Source organism: Bradyrhizobium retamae (genome assembly GCF_001440415.1).
Classification (GTDB): domain Bacteria; phylum Pseudomonadota; class Alphaproteobacteria; order Rhizobiales; family Xanthobacteraceae; genus Bradyrhizobium; species Bradyrhizobium retamae.
The window spans coordinates 21,971-41,374 of sequence record NZ_LLYA01000161.1; the positions used below are offsets into that span (position 1 = coordinate 21,971).

The 19,404-nt window shown below is 63.3% G+C and carries 15 protein-coding genes and 1 pseudogene; 12 read left to right on the forward strand and 4 right to left on the reverse strand.

Annotation, left to right across the window (positions count from 1 at the left end; all coding sequences use genetic code 11):
* Positions 1-127 precede the first annotated feature (127 nt).
* Positions 128-2,182 (reverse strand): DNA topoisomerase IV subunit B, encoded by a 2,055-nt coding sequence (gene parE, locus CQ13_RS22275; RefSeq protein WP_057844987.1) that lies wholly within the window; start codon positions 2,180-2,182, stop codon positions 128-130.
* 367 nt (positions 2,183-2,549) lie between these two features.
* On the opposite strand from parE, the gene CQ13_RS22280 reads away from it, so the two are divergent.
* The 6 genes and pseudogenes from CQ13_RS22280 (at position 2,550) to CQ13_RS22305 (ending at position 8,441) form a co-directional block, all read left to right on the forward strand.
* A complete protein-coding gene (locus tag CQ13_RS22280) occupies positions 2,550-3,080 on the forward strand; it encodes a DedA family protein (protein WP_057844988.1) in 531 nt (176 codons plus the stop codon).
* A 194-nt stretch (positions 3,081-3,274) separates the two neighbouring features.
* Positions 3,275-4,264, forward strand: a complete 990-nt coding sequence (locus tag CQ13_RS22285) for an MBL fold metallo-hydrolase (protein ID WP_057844989.1) — start codon at positions 3,275-3,277, stop codon at positions 4,262-4,264.
* Between the two features lie 243 nt (positions 4,265-4,507).
* Complete coding sequence (locus tag CQ13_RS22290; protein WP_057844990.1) at positions 4,508-5,194, forward strand: FMN-binding negative transcriptional regulator; 687 nt, start codon at positions 4,508-4,510, stop codon at positions 5,192-5,194.
* Entirely contained in the window at positions 5,194-6,246 is a 1,053-nt protein-coding gene (gene argC / locus CQ13_RS22295) for an N-acetyl-gamma-glutamyl-phosphate reductase (protein WP_057844991.1), read from the forward strand. Before CQ13_RS22290 ends, argC begins: the two co-directional genes overlap by 1 nt.
* Positions 6,247-6,257: 11 nt before the next feature.
* Positions 6,258-6,851 (forward strand): annotated as a pseudogene (locus tag CQ13_RS22300) (class I SAM-dependent methyltransferase).
* Positions 6,852-7,025: 174 nt separating this feature from the next.
* Complete coding sequence (locus tag CQ13_RS22305; protein ID WP_057845036.1) at positions 7,026-8,441, forward strand: outer membrane protein; 1,416 nt, start codon at positions 7,026-7,028, stop codon at positions 8,439-8,441.
* A 78-nt stretch (positions 8,442-8,519) separates the two neighbouring features.
* Here the strand turns inward: CQ13_RS22305 and CQ13_RS22310 are convergent, their stop codons facing one another.
* Together CQ13_RS22310 and CQ13_RS22315 are read right to left on the reverse strand one after the other, a co-directional pair.
* Complete coding sequence (locus tag CQ13_RS22310) at positions 8,520-8,918, reverse strand: MAPEG family protein (RefSeq protein ID WP_057845037.1); 399 nt, start codon at positions 8,916-8,918, stop codon at positions 8,520-8,522.
* Positions 8,919-8,999: 81 nt separating this feature from the next.
* Complete coding sequence (locus tag CQ13_RS22315) at positions 9,000-10,805, reverse strand: PHA/PHB synthase family protein (RefSeq protein ID WP_057844992.1); 1,806 nt, start codon at positions 10,803-10,805, stop codon at positions 9,000-9,002.
* 292 nt (positions 10,806-11,097) lie between these two features.
* Between CQ13_RS22315 and CQ13_RS22320 the strand changes: the two genes are divergently transcribed.
* The 5 genes from CQ13_RS22320 to CQ13_RS22340 all read left to right on the forward strand — a co-directional run bounded on the left by CQ13_RS22320 (position 11,098) and on the right by CQ13_RS22340 (position 16,137).
* On the forward strand, positions 11,098-11,391 hold the full coding sequence (locus tag CQ13_RS22320; protein ID WP_057844993.1) for a hypothetical protein: 294 nt from the start codon (positions 11,098-11,100) through the stop codon (positions 11,389-11,391).
* Positions 11,392-11,653: 262 nt separating this feature from the next.
* Complete coding sequence (locus CQ13_RS22325) at positions 11,654-12,874, forward strand: LL-diaminopimelate aminotransferase (RefSeq protein ID WP_057844994.1); 1,221 nt, start codon at positions 11,654-11,656, stop codon at positions 12,872-12,874.
* 27 nt (positions 12,875-12,901) lie between these two features.
* Positions 12,902-14,221, forward strand: a complete 1,320-nt coding sequence (locus tag CQ13_RS22330) for a homoserine dehydrogenase (protein WP_057844995.1) — start codon at positions 12,902-12,904, stop codon at positions 14,219-14,221.
* 75 nt (positions 14,222-14,296) lie between these two features.
* A complete protein-coding gene (glpX, locus tag CQ13_RS22335; RefSeq protein WP_057844996.1) occupies positions 14,297-15,295 on the forward strand; it encodes a class II fructose-bisphosphatase in 999 nt (332 codons plus the stop codon).
* 122 nt (positions 15,296-15,417) lie between these two features.
* Positions 15,418-16,137: a haloacid dehalogenase type II gene (locus CQ13_RS22340; protein WP_057844997.1), complete on the forward strand. Its 720-nt coding sequence runs from the start codon at positions 15,418-15,420 to the stop codon at positions 16,135-16,137.
* 3 nt (positions 16,138-16,140) lie between these two features.
* Here the strand turns inward: CQ13_RS22340 and CQ13_RS22345 are convergent, their stop codons facing one another.
* Complete coding sequence (locus tag CQ13_RS22345) at positions 16,141-17,235, reverse strand: methyl-accepting chemotaxis protein (RefSeq protein WP_057845038.1); 1,095 nt, start codon at positions 17,233-17,235, stop codon at positions 16,141-16,143.
* A gap of 305 nt (positions 17,236-17,540) precedes the next feature.
* Between CQ13_RS22345 and recJ the strand changes: the two genes are divergently transcribed.
* On the forward strand, positions 17,541-19,382 hold the full coding sequence (gene recJ, locus CQ13_RS22350; protein ID WP_057844998.1) for a single-stranded-DNA-specific exonuclease RecJ: 1,842 nt from the start codon (positions 17,541-17,543) through the stop codon (positions 19,380-19,382).
* Positions 19,383-19,404 lie beyond the last annotated feature (22 nt).

The following is a 19,404-nucleotide window of genomic DNA, read 5'->3' on the forward strand; positions in this document are numbered from 1 at the left end:
GCTGTTGCGGGGGAAGCACACTGGGCCGAAAAGGAACGCTGGCAAAAGCTCGAAAGACGGGCAGATTTCGCCAATTACCGGCCAGAATGGCCGGAAATTGCTCGAAAATCGCCCGGTTCCGAATGAATCAGACGTCCAGCAGCTCGTCGCTGGCGAACTCCGCCTTGTCCGAGATGAAGGCGAATCTGGCCTCCGCCTTGGTTCCCATCAGCCGCTCGACAGAATCGGCCGTGCCTTCGCGGTCGTCGGCCAGCAACACCACCCGCAGCAAGGTGCGCTTGGCTGGGTCCATGGTGGTTTCCTTGAGCTGGGCCGACATCATCTCGCCAAGCCCCTTGAACCGGCTGACATCCACCTTGGCATTGGCGTTGAACTCGCTCTTCAGCAGCGCTTCCTTGTGGGCGTCGTCGCGGGCGTAGATCGTTTTGCTGCCGTGGGTCAGCTTGTACAGCGGCGGCACCGCCAGATAGAGGTGGCCCTCGTCGATCAACCGCGGCGTGAGCCGGTAGAAGAACGTAATCAACAACGAGGCGATATGCGCGCCGTCGACATCGGCGTCGGTCATGATGATGATGCGGGAATAGCGCAAATCCTCTTCGCGATAATGCGCAAGCGTACCGCAGCCGATCGCCTGCATCAGGTCGGAGAGCTGGGCGTTGGCGGTGAGCTTGTCCTTGCCGGCGGATGCAACGTTGAGGATTTTTCCGCGTAGAGGCAGAACGGCCTGGGTCTTGCGGTCGCGGGCGTGCTTGGCAGTGCCGCCAGCCGAGTCGCCCTCGACGATGAACAGCTCGGAGCCTTCCGCGGCCGTATTGGTGCAGTCGGTGAGCTTGCCCGGCAGGCGCAGCTTCTTCACCGCGGTCTTCCGCGAGATTTCCTTTTCGGCGCGTCGGCGCAACCGCTCGTCGGCGCGCTCGATGACGAAATCCAGGAGCTTGTTGGCCTGCAGCGGATTGCCCGACAGCCAGTGATCGAACGGATCCTTGATCGCCTGTTCGACGATCTTCTGGGCCTCTGCGGTGGCGAGACGATCCTTGGTCTGGCCCTGGAATTCCGGCTCGCGCACGAACACGGACAGCATCACCGCAGCTCCCACCATGACGTCTTCCGACGTGACGGGCGCGGCGCGCTTGCCCTGGCCGATGCGCTCGGCGTGGTCTTTCAAGCCGCGCAGCATCGCGCTGCGCATGCCGGATTCATGGGTGCCGCCGTCGGGCGTCGGCACGGTGTTGCAGTAAGAGGAGAGGAAGCCGTCGGCATCCGCGGTCCACGCGACCGCCCATTCGCAGGCGCCATGGGCGCCGTTGCGCCCCGACTTGCCAGAGAAGATATCCGGATGCACCAGCGTATCGGCGTGAATGGCGGCGGCGAGATAGTCCTTCAGGCCGCCCGGGAAGTGGAAACTGTCCTCGGCCGGCACGTCCTCGATGCCCTTCAGCAGCGTGGGATCGCAGCGCCAGCGGATCTCGACGCCGCCGAACAGATAGGCTTTCGAGCGCGTCATCTTGAACAGGCGCTGCGGCTTGAAGGCCGCCTTGACGCCGAAGATGTCGGTGTCCGGCTTGAAGCGGATGCGGGTGCCGCGGCGGTTGTTGATCTTGCCGAGGTCCTCGAGCTTGCCCTTGGGATGGCCGCGTTCAAAACTCATCCGGTAGAGCTTTTGACTGCGCGCGACTTCGACCTCGAGCCGCGAGGAGAGGGCGTTGACCACGGAGACGCCGACGCCGTGCAGGCCGCCCGATGTCTCGTAGACCTTGGAGTCGAACTTGCCGCCGGAATGCAGCGTGCACATGATGACTTCGAGCGCCGACTTCTTCGGAAATTTCGGATGCGGATCGACCGGGATGCCGCGGCCATTATCGGTGACGGTCAGAAAGCCATCGGCGCTCAGTTCCACCTCGATGAACGAGGCATGCCCTGCCAGCGCCTCGTCCATGGCATTGTCGATGACTTCGGCGAACAGGTGGTGCAGCGCCTTTTCGTCCGTGCCGCCGATGTACATGCCGGGGCGGCGGCGCACCGGTTCCAAGCCTTCCAGCACCTCGATGTCGGCCGCAGTATAGCCTGCCTCGGCGCTGGTGCCGCGCGAAGCGGCCTTGGGCGCTGCGCGGCCTTTCCCTTCCGCGGCGAACAGATCGTTGGCGGATTTGGCTTTTGTAGCTGATTTCAATGACTTGGACATGTCTCTTTAGGTGTTGCGCGCGATCTCGCGCGAGCGAATCGGTCGCTGTGACTATGCCACGGATGGGCTGAAAAGGTGACGGCGGGCTAGCGCGATGCGCTTCTTCCCTGCTGTTGCACCGGACTGCAAGGCCATACCAGTCTCGTGCGCCTCTGAACAGAGAACCGCAACGCCCTCGGCTATCACTTGGACAGATCGGGGTTTTTCGCGGGCATTGATCGCGGCTACGGCAAGCCGACACGGTGCTATCACATCCCGTGCCAGCCCTTGTGACTTGAAGTCACGCAAGGGGCTGGCTTAGTTGTCGCATAACCTTGAATCAGACGAAAGTTCAAGGGTGTGAACGGGCGGGGAAGGCACTCAAGACATGGAAGACTATGTGCGCGCCCTGGCTGATTTCGTGCGCGACAACCAGGCGTGGGCCGCACCGATTGTCCTGGTGCTGGCATTCGGCGAGTCGCTTGCCTTCGTCTCGTTGCTGGTGCCGGCCTGGGGGGCGCTGGTCGCGATCGGCGCGCTGATCGGCGTCAGCGGCATCAGTTTCTGGCCGGTCTGGCTCGCCGGCGGCATCGGCGCGGCGCTCGGCGACTGGGTCTCCTACTGGTTCGGCTACCGCTACAAGGAGCATGTCGCAGAGATGTGGCCTTTGTCGTGCTATCCCGAGATCCTGCCGCGCGGCGAGGAATTCGTGAAAAAATGGGGCGTGCCCTCGATCTTCATCGGCCGATTCTTCGGGCCGCTGCGCGCCTCGGTGCCGCTAGCCGCCGGCATTTTCGAGATGTCATATTGGCCCTTTCAGATCGCCAATTTTGTCTCGGCGCTGGTCTGGTCGGCCGTTCTGCTGCTGGTGGGCGACGTCATGGGGAAGATCGCCGAATGGCTTTGGCGGGTGGTGTAGCATCGAACGGAATAAGTGGATGACGGGGGTGTTAGCCCCAACATCGGTAGACAACAGCCTCTTCGCATTGCCGTCGTGTCGTCGCGCTATTGCAGAAGTGCGGATAGGTCCAGCGGCAACCGAACCAAGGGCACGCATCGAAGCGGGGTGAATCCCGCCCTCGTGTCCATCATCTCACTGGGGAGAACATCACCATGGAACTGACACGTCGTCACGCACTCACTTGCGCCGCGGCGCTCGCCGCCGCGCCGCTGTTGCCGCAGGCGCCCGCCAGGGCGGCCGCCCCTGTGGCGGACAAGCAGGCGCCGAGCTTCTATCGCTACAAGGTGGGCGATGCCCAGGTGACGGCCATTTCTGACGGCGTCAACAATTTCGCGCTGCCCGACACGTTCGTGCTCAACGCCAAGAAGGACGAAGTCAACGCGGCGCTCGAAAAGGCCTTCATGCCGAAGGATAAGATGTCGATCCAGTTCGCGCCGCTGGTCATCAATACCGGTGGCAAGCTCGTGGTGGTCGATACCGGCAACGGCGCCGCGGCCTTTGCATCGAGCAAGGGCAATGTCGGACAGTTCGGCGCCAACATGGTCGCCGCGGGCTTCGACCCGAAGGCGGTCGACATCGTCGTGATCTCGCACTTCCACGGCGACCACATCAACGGCCTTTTGACCGCGGAGAACGCGCCGACTTTCCCCAATGCCGAGGTGTTGGTGCCGGCGGCGGAATGGAAATACTTCATGGACGACGGCGAGATGAGCCGTGCGCCGGAAGGGCGGATGCAGACCGTGTTCAAGAACGCCCGCCGCGTGCTCGAGGCAGGCCTCAAGAAGAAGGTGACGCCCTATGAGTGGGGCAAGGAAGTAGCGCCCGGAATGACGGCGGTGGAAACCATCGGCCACACGCCGGGCCACACGTCCTATGTTCTCGCATCCGGCTCCGACAAGGTGTTCATCCAATCTGATGTCACCAATCTGCCGGCGCTGTTCGTCGCCAATCCGGGCTGGCACCTGATGTTCGACCAGGATCCGGCATTGGCGGAAAAGACCCGCCGCCGGGTCTACGACATGCTGGTCGCCGACAAGATGCGGGTCCAGGGCTTCCATTACCCGTTCCCGGCCAACGGTTTTGTCGAAAAGGACGGCAATAGCTACCGGCTGATCCCGGCGCCGTGGAGTCCGGTGATCTGACACCAGACCCTGCCGGAATGGCAGTCATAACTTGACGTCCGGTGGGCGCGGCCTTATAGCCGCGCCCATGACTATCGCCGCGACCATCACCATCGCTCGCCGCCGCCGCGCCATCGTCGCGGTATGGGCGGACGTCTGCGTTTGAGATTGTCGCCTCTGCCGCCGGATCCGGTCCCGCGGCTTCTCCCTTTTCCAGAAAACGCGGTCTGAACTGGCGGCTCCTACGTCAAGCAGGAGTTTAAGATGTATACGCCACCACCGTTCAAGTCCGACCGCGCCGCGAGCCTGGCGTTTGCAGAAGCGCGCGGCTTTGGTTTGGCCTGCGCGTGGGATGGCAACAAGCCGGTCGCCTCGTCGCTGCCGTTCTATCTGACCTCGGCCAATGACGGCACGCCGCGCGCGGCATTTCACGTCGCGCGGCAAAATCCGCTGGTGAAGCTCGCCGGTGGCGCGACCCCGTGGCTGTTGGCCGTCAATGGCACCGATACCTATGTGTCGCCGGACTGGTATGTGTCGCCGGATCAGGTGCCGACCTGGCTCTATCAGGCCGTGCATCTGACCGGCCCGGTGCGGGTGATGTCGGACGATGAACTCGCCCAGCAGATCGATACGCTGAGCGCGAAGTTTGAGGAGCGGCTGTTGCCGAAGAAGCCGTGGCTGTCGTCAAAGATGACGGCGGGGCGGCTGGCGGCGATGAAGAAGGCGATCGTGGGACTCGAGATGACGGTCGAAGAGGTGGAGGGCAGCTTCAAGCTGAACCAGCACAAGTCGGACGCCGACTACACCGCGCTGGCCCAGGCGCTCGCCTCGCAAGGCGACGCCGACGCGCGCGAAATCGCGGCCCTGATGCGCGCGGCAAGGCCGCTGGCGTTCGCGGCGGTTACAGTACAAGACATGCAAACGACGACGCTTGAAGAAAGGAACGCGTGATGAGCTCGAAAAAGAAGATCGGCATTCTCGGTGCCTCCGGTTACACCGGAGCCGACGCGGTGCGCCTGTTGGCGCGGCATCCGAACGCCGAGATCACCGCGCTCACCGCCAACACCCACGCCGGCAAGTCGATGGGCGACGTGTTCCCGCATTTCTTCATGCTCGATCTGCCGAAGCTGGTCGAGTGGGAGAAGGTCGACTGGACCGGCCTCGACGCGGTATTCTGCGGGCTGCCGCACGGCACCACGCAGGAGATCATCGCCGCCGTCCTCAGGGCCAATCCCAACATCAAGGTGCTCGACATGTCCGCCGATTTCCGGCTGCGCAACAAGGACACCTATGCGCAATGGTACGGCCATGAGCACCGGGCGCTCGAACTACAGGGCGAGGCCGTCTACGGCCTCACCGAATTCTACCGCGAGAAGATCGCGGCCGCGCGGCTGGTCGCCTGTCCCGGCTGTTACCCGACCGCGGCGCTGCTCGCGCTGGTGCCGCTCGCCAAGGCAAAACTGATCGACGTCGACGACATCGTCATCGACGCCAAGTCGGGCGTTACCGGCGCCGGGCGCGGCCTGAAGCAGAACACGCTGTTCAGCGAAGCGGGCGAGGGGTTGTCGCCCTATTCGGTCGGCACCCACCGGCACGCGCCCGAGATCGAGCAGGAGATCGGCGTTGCCGCTGGTACAGCGGTGACGGTCAACTTCACGCCGCATCTGATCCCGATGGCGCGTGGCGAACTCTGCACGTCCTATGTCAGGCTCAACGGCGGCGCGACGCCGGACGATCTGCGGGCCGCGCTGGAGAAGGCCTACGCCAACGAGCCGTTTGTGCATGTCGCCAAGAAGAGCGTGCTGCCGCAGACCCAGAACGTGCGCGGCTCCAACTATGTGCAGATCGGCGTCGTCGCCGACCGCATCAAAAACCGGGCGATCGTGATTTCCACGCTCGACAACCTGGTGAAGGGCTCGGCTGGGCAGGCGATCCAGAACATGAACCTGATGTTCGGATTGCCCGAGACGGCGGGCCTGCAGCAGATCGCGCTGTTCCCGTGACACGAGGTGCGGTGGACGAGGTGACGCTGCAATTCTACCGCGGCAACGCGGAAGCCTATGCTAGGCGCACGTTCACCTCGCGGCAGGCGCGTCTGACGGCCTTTCTGGCGCTGCTGCCGCCGGGCGCTTCCATCCTCGAGCTCGGCTGCGGCGCCGGCGGCGACACCGCGGAAATGCTGGCGCGTGGGTTCGATGTCCGTCCGACCGACGGGTCGCCAGAAATGGCGGCCATCGCCTCAAAGCATCTCAACCGCAGCGTCGAGACGCTGCTGTTTCATGATCTCGACGCAGTCGAGGCGTACGATGGCGTCTGGGCCAATGCCTGCTTGCTTCACGTTCCCCGTAACCAGCTTGCCGATGTTGTCAGACTGATCTGGCGCGCGCTGAAGCCCACAGGCTATTTCTTCGCAAGTTACAAGGAAGGCGATGGCGACGGCCGCGATACGCTCAATCGCTATTAGAATTATCCGTCGCCGGACTGGCTGCGCGCCACCTACGCGGACGCGGGCGGATGGGATTCGCTGTCGATCGAGACCGGCGAGGTCTTAGGATTCGACGACAAGATGGCGTCGATGCTGTTCGTGGTGGCCAAAAAAGCCGGCTGATTGCCATCTTGCAGACATCGAAGTTGCCGCCCGTCGCGCGGGGGGAATTCCCCGGATATGTGGCTGCCGGGCTACAGAGTTGTTATGAGAATCCAGTAAAGGTGCCCTCCGACTGCTGACAGCGCGTGTGTCGGATGTTCTGGTAATGCCGGACTGGGAATGCCGTAAATGAAAATGAAGAAGTACCTGTTGGCAACCGCTCTCGTTGGCCTGGGGGCCGCTCCGACGCTCGCCGCAGACCTCGCCGCCCGTCCCTACGCCAAAGCCCCAGCACTCGCAGCCGTCTACGACTGGACCGGCTTCTATGTCGGCGTCAACGCCGGAGGGGGGCTCGGACGCGATCGGATGCAACATCAGCCGCTTCCGGGGCAAAACTATTCGCTTTACCTGCAGCCTCAAGGCGGGCTCGGTGGCGGGCAGATCGGATACAACTGGCAGACGAATTCCGTCCTCGGGCCGATCGTTTTTGGTTTTGAAGCGGATCTCCAGGGAGCCGGCCTCAGCGACGACCGCACCAATCTGACTTTCGCCGGCGGCTTGCTTACGAACTACAGCCAGGAGCTCGACTGGTTTGGAACCGTTCGCGGGCGTATCGGCCTGGCCAAGGGACCGGTACTGAGCTACGTCACGGCCGGCTTTGCCTATGGCAACGTCAACACCACGATAACTCAATCGGGGCCGGGTCCGGTTCCGGCGACGTTTTCAACCGATCGCACCCAGGGTGGATGGGTGGTGGGCAGTGGTCTGGAGGCTGCGCTCGGCGGCAATTGGACCGGAAAGATCGAACATCTCTACCTGAATCTCGGCAACCGGACCGACTTCGCCGCGCCCTTGTTCTTCCCAGGCAACGTGAATACCGAGATTCGCCAAAACATCTTCCGCGCCGGCCTGAACTACCGGATCGGCGGCAACTCGAATTATCAGCCGGTGGCTGCGGCCAATTGGAGCGGTTTTTATCTCGGCGGCAATTTCGGGTCCGGATACGGCCGTGACCGAAGCTCGCTGAGCGTGCCGGGCCCGTTTGTGGACACCTTCAACCTGGCCCCCGACGGTTTCATTGGCGGCGTGCAGGCGGGCTACAACTGGCAGGCCGCTAACTGGGTGTTCGGCTTGGAGGCGGATATCCAGGGTTCGACCTTGCAAGACGACAAGACTTGCGTATTGGGCTGCGGATTAGCAGGAGTGAGCGCGGCTTACGATGCCACCCTGCCATGGTTCGGCACGGTTCGCGGACGGCTGGGTTACTCGGTCGGCTCGACCTTGTTTTATGCGACCGGCGGTCTCGCTTATGGCAGCATCAAGACCAAGATCGACACGAACTCCTTCGTTGGCCCGGTGACGCAATCGTTCTCGCACACCAATGCCGGCTGGACCGCGGGTGCGGGCATCGAGACGCCCTTTACACTCCTAGGATTGCTGGGCCCGAACTGGACGACGAAGACCGAATATCTCTACGTCGACCTCGGCTCGACGTCGGACTCTTTCATCTTTGGCGCGGTTCCGGCGACGACAACCCGTTCGGTTACCGAGCATGTCTTCCGCACCGGCATCAACTATCACTTCAATTCGCCTGTTGTTGCGAAATACTGAGCGCTGCTTCAGAGGCCGCTAACGACAAAACCCCGGAGCCGAGCTCCGGGGTTTGCTTTTCGTTGCGGGCGAGGGCTTTCAAACCACCCTGAAGATCGCCAGCGCCAGGACGGCTTGCGCCAGGAAGCCGACGGTGAAGGCTACCGTTCGGAACACCGGCAGGCCCAGCGTGTAGAATATCAGATGCGCGACGCGCGACCAGAAATACACGGCGCAGGCGAGTACGGTCCATCGGTCGGAATAGTCGATTACGTTGAGGATCAGGACCAGCGGCGCGAAGATCACGAGGTTCTCGACCGCGTTGTCATGTGCGAACATCATCCGATTGGCCCAATCCGAGTGCGGCTTGTCGTTGCGCGAGGGGTTGGCCATGGCGCCGGAGAGGCCGCGCACCTGACAGCGATTGATGATGTAGGGGATCCACATCAGCCCGGTCAAAATCACGGTCAGAGTCAGCCAGAACAACTCGCGCGTTATTGGTTGCGTCATTGGTTCCCCTCAAACTATTTCGATTCCCGGCACGGGATGGCCAAATATACTCAACAACGCGCTTCCGTGCTACGCGCGCACCTTGACGTAGCTGCCGGGCGCGTCCTCGATCGGCGGCATCTCCTCGGAACCGACGGCGCGTGCGGGCGCGCGTTCGGCGTCGAGGCCCTCCAGCCATTGCAGCCAGTCGGGCCACCACGATCCCTTGTGCTCGGTGGCGTTCTTCATCCAGTCGGCGAGCGTGACATCCTTGATGTTGTCGTTGGTCCAGTACTGGTACTTGCCCGCGGCCGGCGGGTTGACCACGCCTGCGATGTGGCCCGAGCCGGACAGCACATATTTGACCGGGCCACCGAAGAACTGTGAACCGTAGAGCACCGAGTCCGCCGGCGCGATGTGGTCCTCGCGCGTCGCCAGATTGTAGACGGGCACCTTGACCTTCGACAGGTCGAGCAAGGTGTTATCGAGCACCATGCTGCCGGAGGAGAGCCGGTTCTCCAGGTAGCAGTTGCGCAGGTAATAGGAATGGTTGGCCGCCGGCATCCGCGTGGCGTCGGAGTTCCAGTGCAGCAAGTCGAAGGAGGAGGGCGGCTGTCCCTTCAGATAGTTGCTGACGACATAGGACCAGATCAGGTCGTTGGAGCGCAGCATGTTGAAGGCCATCGCCATCTTGCTGCCTTCGAGAACGCCCCGTGCTTCCATCTCGCGCTCCAGCGTCGCGATCTGGTCTTCGTCGACGAACACGAGCAGATCGCCGGCATGGGTGAAGTCGACCTGCGCCGCAAACAACGTCGCGGAGGTGACGCGCTGGCGCCGCTTCTCGGCGAGCCAGGCCAGCGTCGACGCCAGCAGGGTGCCCCCGACGCAGTAACCGGCGGTGTGGACCTTCATCTCGCCCGTCACCTTTTCGATGACGTCCATCGCGGCGAGCGGGCCTTCCTTCATGTAGTCGTCGAAGGTTTTCTTGCCGAGCTCCTTGTCCGGATTGACCCAGGAGATCACGAACACGGTGATGCCCTGATCGACGCACCATTTGACGTAGGATTTTTCCGGCTTGAGATCGAGTATGTAGAACTTGTTGATCCAGGGCGGCACGATCAGGAGCGGCGTGCGCAACACCGTCTCCGTGGTCGGCGTGTACTGGATGAGCTGCATCAGCTCGTTCTGGTAGATCACCTTGCCCGGCGTCGTCGCCATGTTGACGCCGACTTCGAGATTCGACGGATCGGACTGACGGATGCGGAGCATGCCGCGCCCGGCCTCGATGTCCTCGGCCAGCATCTTCATGCCGCGAACGAGGTTGTCGCCGTTAGAGGCCAGCGTCTCGCGCAGCACTTCCGGATTGGTAAGCACGAAATTCGACGGCGCGATCGCGTTGGCGATCTGCTGAACGTAGAACTCGGCCTTCTTGCGCGTGTGCGGATCGACGCCTTCGGCGTTCTTCACCAGCTCTTGCGCCCATTGCGCGGTGAGCAGATAGAGCTGCAGCACGAAATCGAAGAACAGATTCGATTTCCACTCCGGATCCTTGAAGCGCTTATCGCGCGGCGACGGCTCGATCGCAGGCTTGGCCTGTTCGCCGGCCATGCGGCGCATCGCAGAGCCCCAGAGATCGAGATAGGCTTTGCCCATCCTGGTCTGCAGAGCTTCGGCACGCTCCTTGTCAGTCAGCCAGTATTCCGCCACCTTGGTGAAGGTCTTGATGACCTCGCCGAGTTCGCTCGGCGGCTTGTCCTTTGGTTCGCCGTCCTCGCGCGGCATGAGATAGGCCGCGAGTGCCTGGCCGCTCGTCTCCATCGCCTTGGCGATGTTCATGGCGAAGGCTTCGGCGTTGAATGTTTTCGGAGCCTGGGTTTCGGTGCTGACGTCACTCATATCAAGGACACTATCGTTTCATTTCGCGTTCGTCACCGCGTGGATTGGTGGCAATGGGTTTGGGTTAACCCTGTTGCACTGCGATAAAATTTCTGTGCTCTGACCGACACATTGAGGCCGCACCTGTCGAATTTGCTCTTTGGGCTTTAATCGTTTCGGGCGACAATGGTTTGAACGGTTCTAGCGAAATCAACGCCGCGGGACGATTTGACGTTGCAAGGCTCGTACCAGCGCATAGATGTCGTCGCGATGCGTGTGCACTGCATCAGGTAGTTGGGGATTTCCGGGACGGATGGCGGTGGATCGAACGATAAGGCTGTGGTCGGTTGCCACGCTGCTTGCGGCGGCGCTTGCGCTTGGCGGCTGCTCGACCCAGATCGCTGATATGCCGGGCCTCGGCCTGCCGGCTGACGCGCCAGAGCGTCCGAAGGAAGCTGGTGGCTATCTACCGGTTCACGACCTGCCGCCGGACCGCAACGAGGAGGCGATGGAGCCGGCCGAGTTGGCTAAAATCCAGGCAGAATTGACCGCTGCTCGCGACCGTCAGGCGGCCGCCGCTACCCCGCCAAAACCGGCCAAGAAGTGAGATAGCTTTAGTCTGGACGCGGTTTCTTCACGCGAACCGGTCACCACTTCGCTTGAAAACGCTATAAAAACTGGCGCTGCCGGGCTCCCATGGTAAAAGAACCCAATTCAACCGCATTGCGGGTCCAGGTCTTAGAGACCTCGCGCCTGAATTCGCTCCAAATCCTTGATTGGACGCGATTTTTGGACGAAGCCGATCGGGTTTCGTAGCACGCGCAGGTTCCGTCCGATTCTGTCCTGCCGGTTGTCGGAGCAAGGGTCCCATGGAAGATTTTTATCGCATTCGCCGTCTGCCGCCTTACGTGTTCGAGAAGGTCAACCAGGCCAAGGCGGCCGCGCGCAATGCCGGGGCCGACATCATCGACATGGGCATGGGCAATCCGGACCTGCCGACGCCACCCCATGTGCTCGAGAAGCTGAAGGACACGCTCGGCAAGCCGCGGACCGATCGCTACTCGGCCTCGCGCGGCATCAATGGCCTGCGCAAGGCGCAAGCCGCCTATTACGGACGGCGGTTCGGCGTAAAACTCAATCCGGATGCCCAGGTCGTTGCGACGCTGGGTTCGAAGGAAGGCTTTGCCAATGTGGCGCAGGCGATCACCGCGCCCGGCGACGTCGTGCTCTGCCCCAATCCGAGCTACCCGATTCACGCCTTCGGCTTTCTGATGGCGGGCGGCGTAATTCGCTCGGTTCCCTCGGAACCGACGCCGCAGTTTTTCGAGGCGGTGGAGCGCGCGATCATTCATTCGATCCCGAAGCCGATCGCGCTGATCGTCTGCTATCCCTCTAATCCGACCGCCTATGTCGCCGAGCTCGATTTCTACAAGGATCTGGTGGCGTTCGCGAAGAAGCACGAGATATTCATCCTGTCGGATCTGGCCTACGCTGAAGTTTATTTCGACGACCGGAATCCGCCGCCCTCGGTGCTGCAGGTTCCCGGCGCAATCGACGTCACCGTTGAATTCACCTCGATGTCGAAGACGTTCTCGATGGCGGGCTGGCGCATGGGCTTTGCCGTCGGCAACGAGCGGATCATTGCGGCGCTGGCGCGGGTGAAATCCTACCTCGACTACGGCGCGTTCACGCCCATTCAAGTCGCGGCCACCGCCGCGCTGAACGGGCCGGACGATTGCATCAAAGAGATGCGCGACACCTACCGCAGGCGCCGCGACGCGCTGGTCGAATCGTTCGGCCGGGCGGGCTGGGAGATTCCGCCGCCGCAGGCATCGATGTTCGCCTGGGCGCCGCTGCCCAAGGCATTTGAAGGCGTCGGCAGCATGCAGTTCGCGACCCTGATGGTGGAGAAGTCAGGCGTGGTGGTTTCGCCCGGCGTCGCCTTCGGCGAGCATGGTGAAGGCTATGTCCGCATCGCCATGGTGGAAAACGAGCAGCGCATCCGCCAGGCCGCGCGCGGGGTGCGCCGCTTCCTTGAAAGCGGCATTGAAACGTTGCACAACGTGGTCCCTCTCGCCAATCGGCGCTAATTCCTTTTATTGCAGGTTCTCTCATTCATGGTCGCACCCCTGAGAGTGGGTATCGCGGGGCTCGGCACTGTTGGCGCCGAAGTCGTCCGCCTCATCGAAGAGCAGTCGCGGATGCTTGCCGAGCGCAGCGGGCGCGGGGTCCGGGTCGTTGCCGTCACCGCGCGCTCGAAAGCAAAGAAGCGTTCGCTCGATCTGCGCGGCATAAACTGGGCCAAGAGCCCGCTTGATCTGGCAAGCGACGCCAATGTCGATTGCTTCGTCGAACTGATGGGCGGCTCCGGCGAGCCGGCGCTGTCGGCGATCGAGGCCGCGTTGAAATCCGGCAAGTCGGTGGTAACAGCCAACAAGGCGCTGATCGCCAAGCACGGTGTGCGGCTGGCGAAGGCGGCCGAGAAGCACGGCGGCGCGTTCAACTACGAGGCGGCGGTCGGCGCCGCCATTCCCGTCATCAAGACGTTGCGCGAAGGGCTTGCGGGCACCGGCGTCAACCGCGTCTATGGCATCCTCAACGGCACCTGCAATTACATCCTGACCCGGATGGAGCAGGAAGGCCTGTCGTTCGCCGAATGCCTGAAGGACGCGCAGCGGCTGGGCTATGCCGAAGCCAATCCGTCCTTCGACGTCGATGGCCATGACACCGCGCAGAAGCTCGCGATCCTGGCGAGTCTTGCCTTCGGCACCAAGGTGGCGCAGAGCGCAGTCTATGTCGAAGGCATCTCCTCGATCGCGCCGGAGGATCTTCGCGCCGCCGAAGAGCTCGGCTACCGGGTAAAACTGCTCGGGGTCGCGGTGCGCACCGCCAAGGGCATCGAGCAGCGCGTGCATCCGACCATGGTGCCGAAATCGTCCGCGATCGCGCAGGTGATGGGCGTCACCAACGCGGTGACCGTCGACGGCGAGGGCATTCCCCCGATCACCCTGGTGGGGCCGGGCGCCGGTGGTGCCGCGACGGCGTCCGCCGTCGTCGCTGACATCGCCGACGTGGCGCGCGGCATTCGCGCAAAACCGTTCGGACGCCCGGTGGAGCGGCTGCGCGACACCACCAAGGCGCCGATGGAGCGGCATGAGGGCGGCTACTACATCCGCCTGATGGCACGCGACCTCGCCGGCACCGCCGCCACCATCGCCACCCGCCTCGCCGAACAGAAGATTTCGCTGGAATCGATCGTGCAGCGCCACCCCGAAGGTGTCGATGCGAACGGCGCAACGAAGAAAGGCGCGCCGGTTCCGGTCATTCTAATTACCTACGCCACTTCCGAGGATGCGGTGTACCGTGCGCTGGAGGCCGTGCAGCGCGATAAGGTGATCAGCGGCCGGCCGCAGGTGATACGGATCGAGAAAAACTAGCGCGCAATTTGCAATGGATTGCGCGTCCAACGGACGGGCCGGGGGCCCGGTGTGAAGATTTAAGGAGTGCTCGCTATGTCGACCCATATTTCCGTTCCGCCGCAATTGCTGCTCGAGCGCATCCTCACGCTTGAAATCGTGCGGGTTACGGAACGTGCAGCCGTTTCGGCCGCGCGGCTGCGCGGCCACGGCCAGGAGAAGGCGGCGGACCAGGCGGCAGTGGACGCGATGCGCCGCGAACTCAACAAGCTGCCGATCGAAGGCACCATCGTGATCGGCGAGGGCGAGCGCGACGAGGCGCCGATGCTGTTCATCGGCGAGAAGGTCGGGCTGAATGCCGGTCCGCAGGTCGATATCGCCGTCGACCCGCTGGAAGGCACCACGCTGTGCGCCAAGAACATGCCGGGCGCGATCGCGACCATGGCGATGGCCGATGGCGGCACGCTGCTACATGCGCCCGACGTTTACATGGAGAAGATTGCCATCGGCCCAGGCTACGCCAAGGGCGTGATCGAGCTCGACGCTTCGCCCGCCGACAATGTCCTGCGGCTTGCGAAGGCCAAGGGCGTCGAGGCGTCCGCGATCACGGTGCTGGTGCTCGATCGTCCGCGCCATGCCGAAATTATCGCAGGGGTCCGCTCTACCGGCGCTGCGGTGCGGCTGATCACCGACGGCGACGTCGCCGGCGTCATCCATTGCGCCGATCCCGATAACACCGGCGTCGACATGTATATCGGCACCGGCGGCGCGCCCGAGGGCGTGCTGGCGGCGGCGGCGCTGCGCTGCATCGGCGGCCAGATGCAGTGCCGGCTGATCCTCGACAGCGAGGAGAAGCGTGAGCGCGCGCACAAGATGGGCGTGACCGATCCGAAAATGATCTACGGCATCGAGGATATGGTGCGGGGCGACTGCCTGTTCGCGGCCACCGGCGTCACCACGGGTTCGCTGCTCTCGGGCGTCAAGTTCCGCAAAGACGTCATCGAGACCGAAACGGTGGTGATGCGCTCGGTGACGGGCACGGTGCGCTACATCAAGGCGGAGCATCGGCAGTTGGACAAGTTTCATCTGGACTAGCGAGCCGTCATTCCGGGGCGTGCGAAGCATGAACCATGATGCGCAATTGCGCATCTGAGGTCTGGTGCTACGCACCATCCCGGAACAACGTCTCTCAAAAAAGAAAACGGGGAGGGGCTCGCATGTCCGACGTATCAGCAGTGAAGGCGCTGGTGTTCGACGTGTTCGGCACGGTAGTCGACTGGCGCACCAGCCTCATCAACGATTTCACGCAGTGGTCGAAAACCTCAGGCATCGAGGCGGACTGGACCGCCTTGGTCGACGGCTGGCGCGCCGTCTACATGGCCTCGATGGACGAGGTGCGCAAACATCCCGAACGCGGCTACCAGATCCTGGATGCGCTGCACCGGCGGTCGCTGGAAAAACTGGTGGCGCAGTTTTCGATACAAGGCTTGAGCGAAGCCGACCTGCATTACCTGACGCTGGGCTGGCATCGGCTGCATCCGTGGCCCGACAGCGTGCCGGGCCTGACGCGGCTGAAGAGGAAGTACATCATCTCGCCGCTCTCCAACGGCAATGTCGCGCTGCTGACCAACATGGCGAAGTTTGCAGGGCTGCCGTGGGACCTCATCATGTCAGCGGAATTGTTCGAGCACTACAAGCCCGATCCCGAAACCTATCTCGGCGCCGCCAAACTGCTCTGCCTGCCGCCGGAGCAGGTCATGATGGTCGCCGCCCACAATGGCGATCTGAAAGCCGCGCAGCAGAACGGCCTCAAGACCGCGTTCGTCGCCCGGCCCACCGAATACGGCCCGCTGCAGAAGTATGATTACGAGGCGACGGGCGACTGGGACATCGTCGCCAAGGATTTTGGCGGCATTGCCGACCGGCTGGGGTGTTAGAGGCTACCCCGCACTGGCTTGGATCGCGCCGAACCAGCCGAGGCCCCTATAGGTCTCGTAGCCGGGCGCGGCGTGGAACGCGACCATCGTTCCGAAGCGGTCCTGGTAGAAGCCGGAGCGGCGTCCCTCCAGTGACAGCGAGACGCGTTCGGTGAGCAGGCCCTGGCCGTCGGACGCCGCGATCACCCGGAAATTCGAATCGACCAGCAGCACGCGCGCCTTGTCGGCCGCGCCGACGCGTACGCCCTGGACGATGGCACGGGCTTGGGGTTCCCAGTCGAAATGAATCGCCAGCACGCCGGTCGGTCTGCCGTGCGCCTTGCCGCCTTCGCGGACGCTGGCGCAGTAGGTCACGACCTGAGCGTTGCCGAGCAAAGGCTGGCATTCGACGTCGCCGACGGCGTAATCGTCGCCGGAGCGCAAGGCGCGCGCAGAGCGGAACCACTTGGTCTGCGCCACGTTCTGGCCGATTACGTTGAACCGATCCGCGCGGCCGTTGGCCAGCACATTGCCGTCGAGATCGCACAGCCAGAGATCGAGATAGACGGTATAGGCGCCGAGGATGACGGACATCCGTTCCGACACATGGCTGACGGCAGCAGCCTGCGGCGCGGCCGCGCAATCGACCACGGCGGAATCGGTTGCCCACCAGCGCACGTCGCAGGTGCGCTCATAGAGGTTGCGGTCGATCAGCTCGATGGCGTTGAGCGACAGATCGACCATGCGCTCGCCGCGCGAGCGGTCGGCCATCTGCGCGATCGAATTCATCAGATTGCCGGTGCGGTTGGTGAGCTGGCTTTCGAGCTCGCGGGCAATCGTCTCGACCTGCTGGCCGACGTTGCGGACTTCCTGCGCCACCACCGCAAAGCCCGCACCTTGCGCGCCGGCGCGCGAACTCTCGATCAGCGCGTTCAGCGCCAGCATCTTCATCTGGTTGGTGATCTTCTGGATCGACTTGGTCTTCTCGCAGGCGACCTGGTTGACCTCGGCGGTCAATCTCGCGATCAGCGCGGAAACGTCGGATTCGTCCTCGGCGCCCGCTGATTTGGCCGGCTGCTTTGCGGTCGTTGCGGTTTGGGAGCGAAGCGCGACGGACATTGGCGGGAATTCCTCAGTCTTTGTGCGGATGTCGATCTTCTGCGGATCGGCGGGACTCAAATGCGTGCGTATTCGACTCCTTTGTCGGGGATCATGGCTAACGATTGGTTTAAGTTCCGGCGGCTTGCGGGTAGTTTTGCCTGATGAAGTTGCATCTTCTTTGTGCAAGTCGCATTTGTCGGCATGGCCCAGGGCCGCGAAGCCCCGAGGCTGTGCCGGCGTTGCCGCATGCGATTCGTTGGCCTGCCATCGTCGCCGTTTGCGTTTGCCGACAGCCCGCATAGCCCCTATCTCTCGAAGGCATCATGATCCTTCCCGCATCCGCACTTCCCGTTGAACTACCGCCGGCGTTTCTCGGCGTGGCGCGTTCGGCGACGGGCAAATTGTGGCGCGACCGGCTCGACGTCAGGGGAGCTGCGCGGGCGCTGGCGATCACCCAGCGCTACCAGTTGCCGGAAATGCTGGCCCGCGTGCTGGCGGGCCGCGATGTCGGGGTCGACGAGGTTCAGGACTTCCTTGATCCGACCATCCGCAAACTGATGCCCGATCCACACACCGTGACGCAGATGGAATTGGCGGCCAAACGCATCGCTGACGCGGCCATGCGTGGGGAAAAAGTGGCGATCTTCGGCGACTACGACGTCGACGGTGCCACGTCCGCAGCGCTGCTGGCCTGGCATCTGCGCCATTGTGGGCTGGATCCGCTGATCCACATCCCGGATCGGATCTTTGAAGGCTATGGCCCCAATGTCGAGGCGGTGCGGGCGCTGGCCGCCAAGGGCGCAACGCTGCTGGTGACCGTCGATTGCGGCACCACCAGCACCGAGCCGCTGGCGGAAGCGCGAAAGCTCGGCCTATCCGTCGTCGTCATCGACCATCACCAGACCGGCGATGATTTGCCCGAGGTCGACGCGCTGGTGAATCCGAATCGCCCGGACGATCTCTCCGGCCTCGGCCATCTCGCCGCTGTCGGTCTCGTGCTGATCACGCTGGTCGCTGTGAACCGCGAATTGCGCGGCCGCGGCTTCTGGACTCCTGAGCGGCCGGAGCCGGATCTGCTCGGCATGCTGCACCATGTGGCGCTCGGCACCGTAGCCGATGTCGCGCCGCTGATAGGCCTCAATCGCGCCTTCGTCGCCAAGGGCCTGATCGCAATGCGCCGCCGCGACCATGTCGGGCATACCGCGCTGATGGATGTGGCGCGGCTGAACGGCCCGCCGGAAGCCTGGCATCTAGGCTTCATGCTGGGGCCGCGCATCAATGCGGGCGGCCGGATCGGTCGCGCCGATCTGGGCGTGCGGCTCTTGCTGGAGGGCGACGTCTCGGAGGCTGCGCGCATCGCGGCCGAACTCGATCGCCTCAACAGCGAGCGCCGCGTCATCGAGCAGGCGGCTGAAGCACAGGCCGAGGCCGAGGCGCTGGCCTCGCTCGGGCTCGAAGACAAGGGCGCGGTGATCGTGACCGCCGCCGAAGGCTGGCATCCCGGCATCGTCGGACTCGTCGCCTCACGGCTGAAAGAGAAGTTTGCGCGTCCCGCCTTTGCCATTGCGCTGGAGCCGGGCGGCATTGGCACCGGCTCGGGCCGCTCGATCTCGGGCGTCGATCTCGGCAAGGCCGTGCGGCAGGCGGTGAAGGAGCGGCTTTTAATGAAGGGCGGCGGCCATGCCATGGCTGCCGGCGTGACGCTGCGCAAAGAGAAGCTCGCGGAATTTCGTGCCTTCATGGAAAGCGCGCTGGCCGAGGATGTCGCCAATTCCCGTCACGAGAACGAGCTGTTCATCGATGGCGCCGTCAGCGCGCGCAGCGTGACCGTGGAATTTGCCAATACGCTGAACCGCGCCGGGCCGTTCGGCGCGGCCAATCCGGAGCCGGTGATCGCGCTGCCGGCGCATCAGCTCGTCTATGCCGATGAAGTAGGGCAGGCGCATTTGCGCGTGCGCTTCAAGTCCGGCGACGGCGCCATCGTCAACGGCATCGCGTTCCGCTCGGTCGGACAGAAGCTCGGCCACGCGCTGACGCAGAACCGTGGCCAGCCTTTGCACGTGGCGGGATCGCTCGCGGTCGATCGTTTTCAAGGATCGGAACGCGTGCAGTTTCGCGTGCTCGACGTCGCGGTGCCGGACCCGGGACCGGCCGTCATCAGGTAATTCGACAACCAATAACAACAAG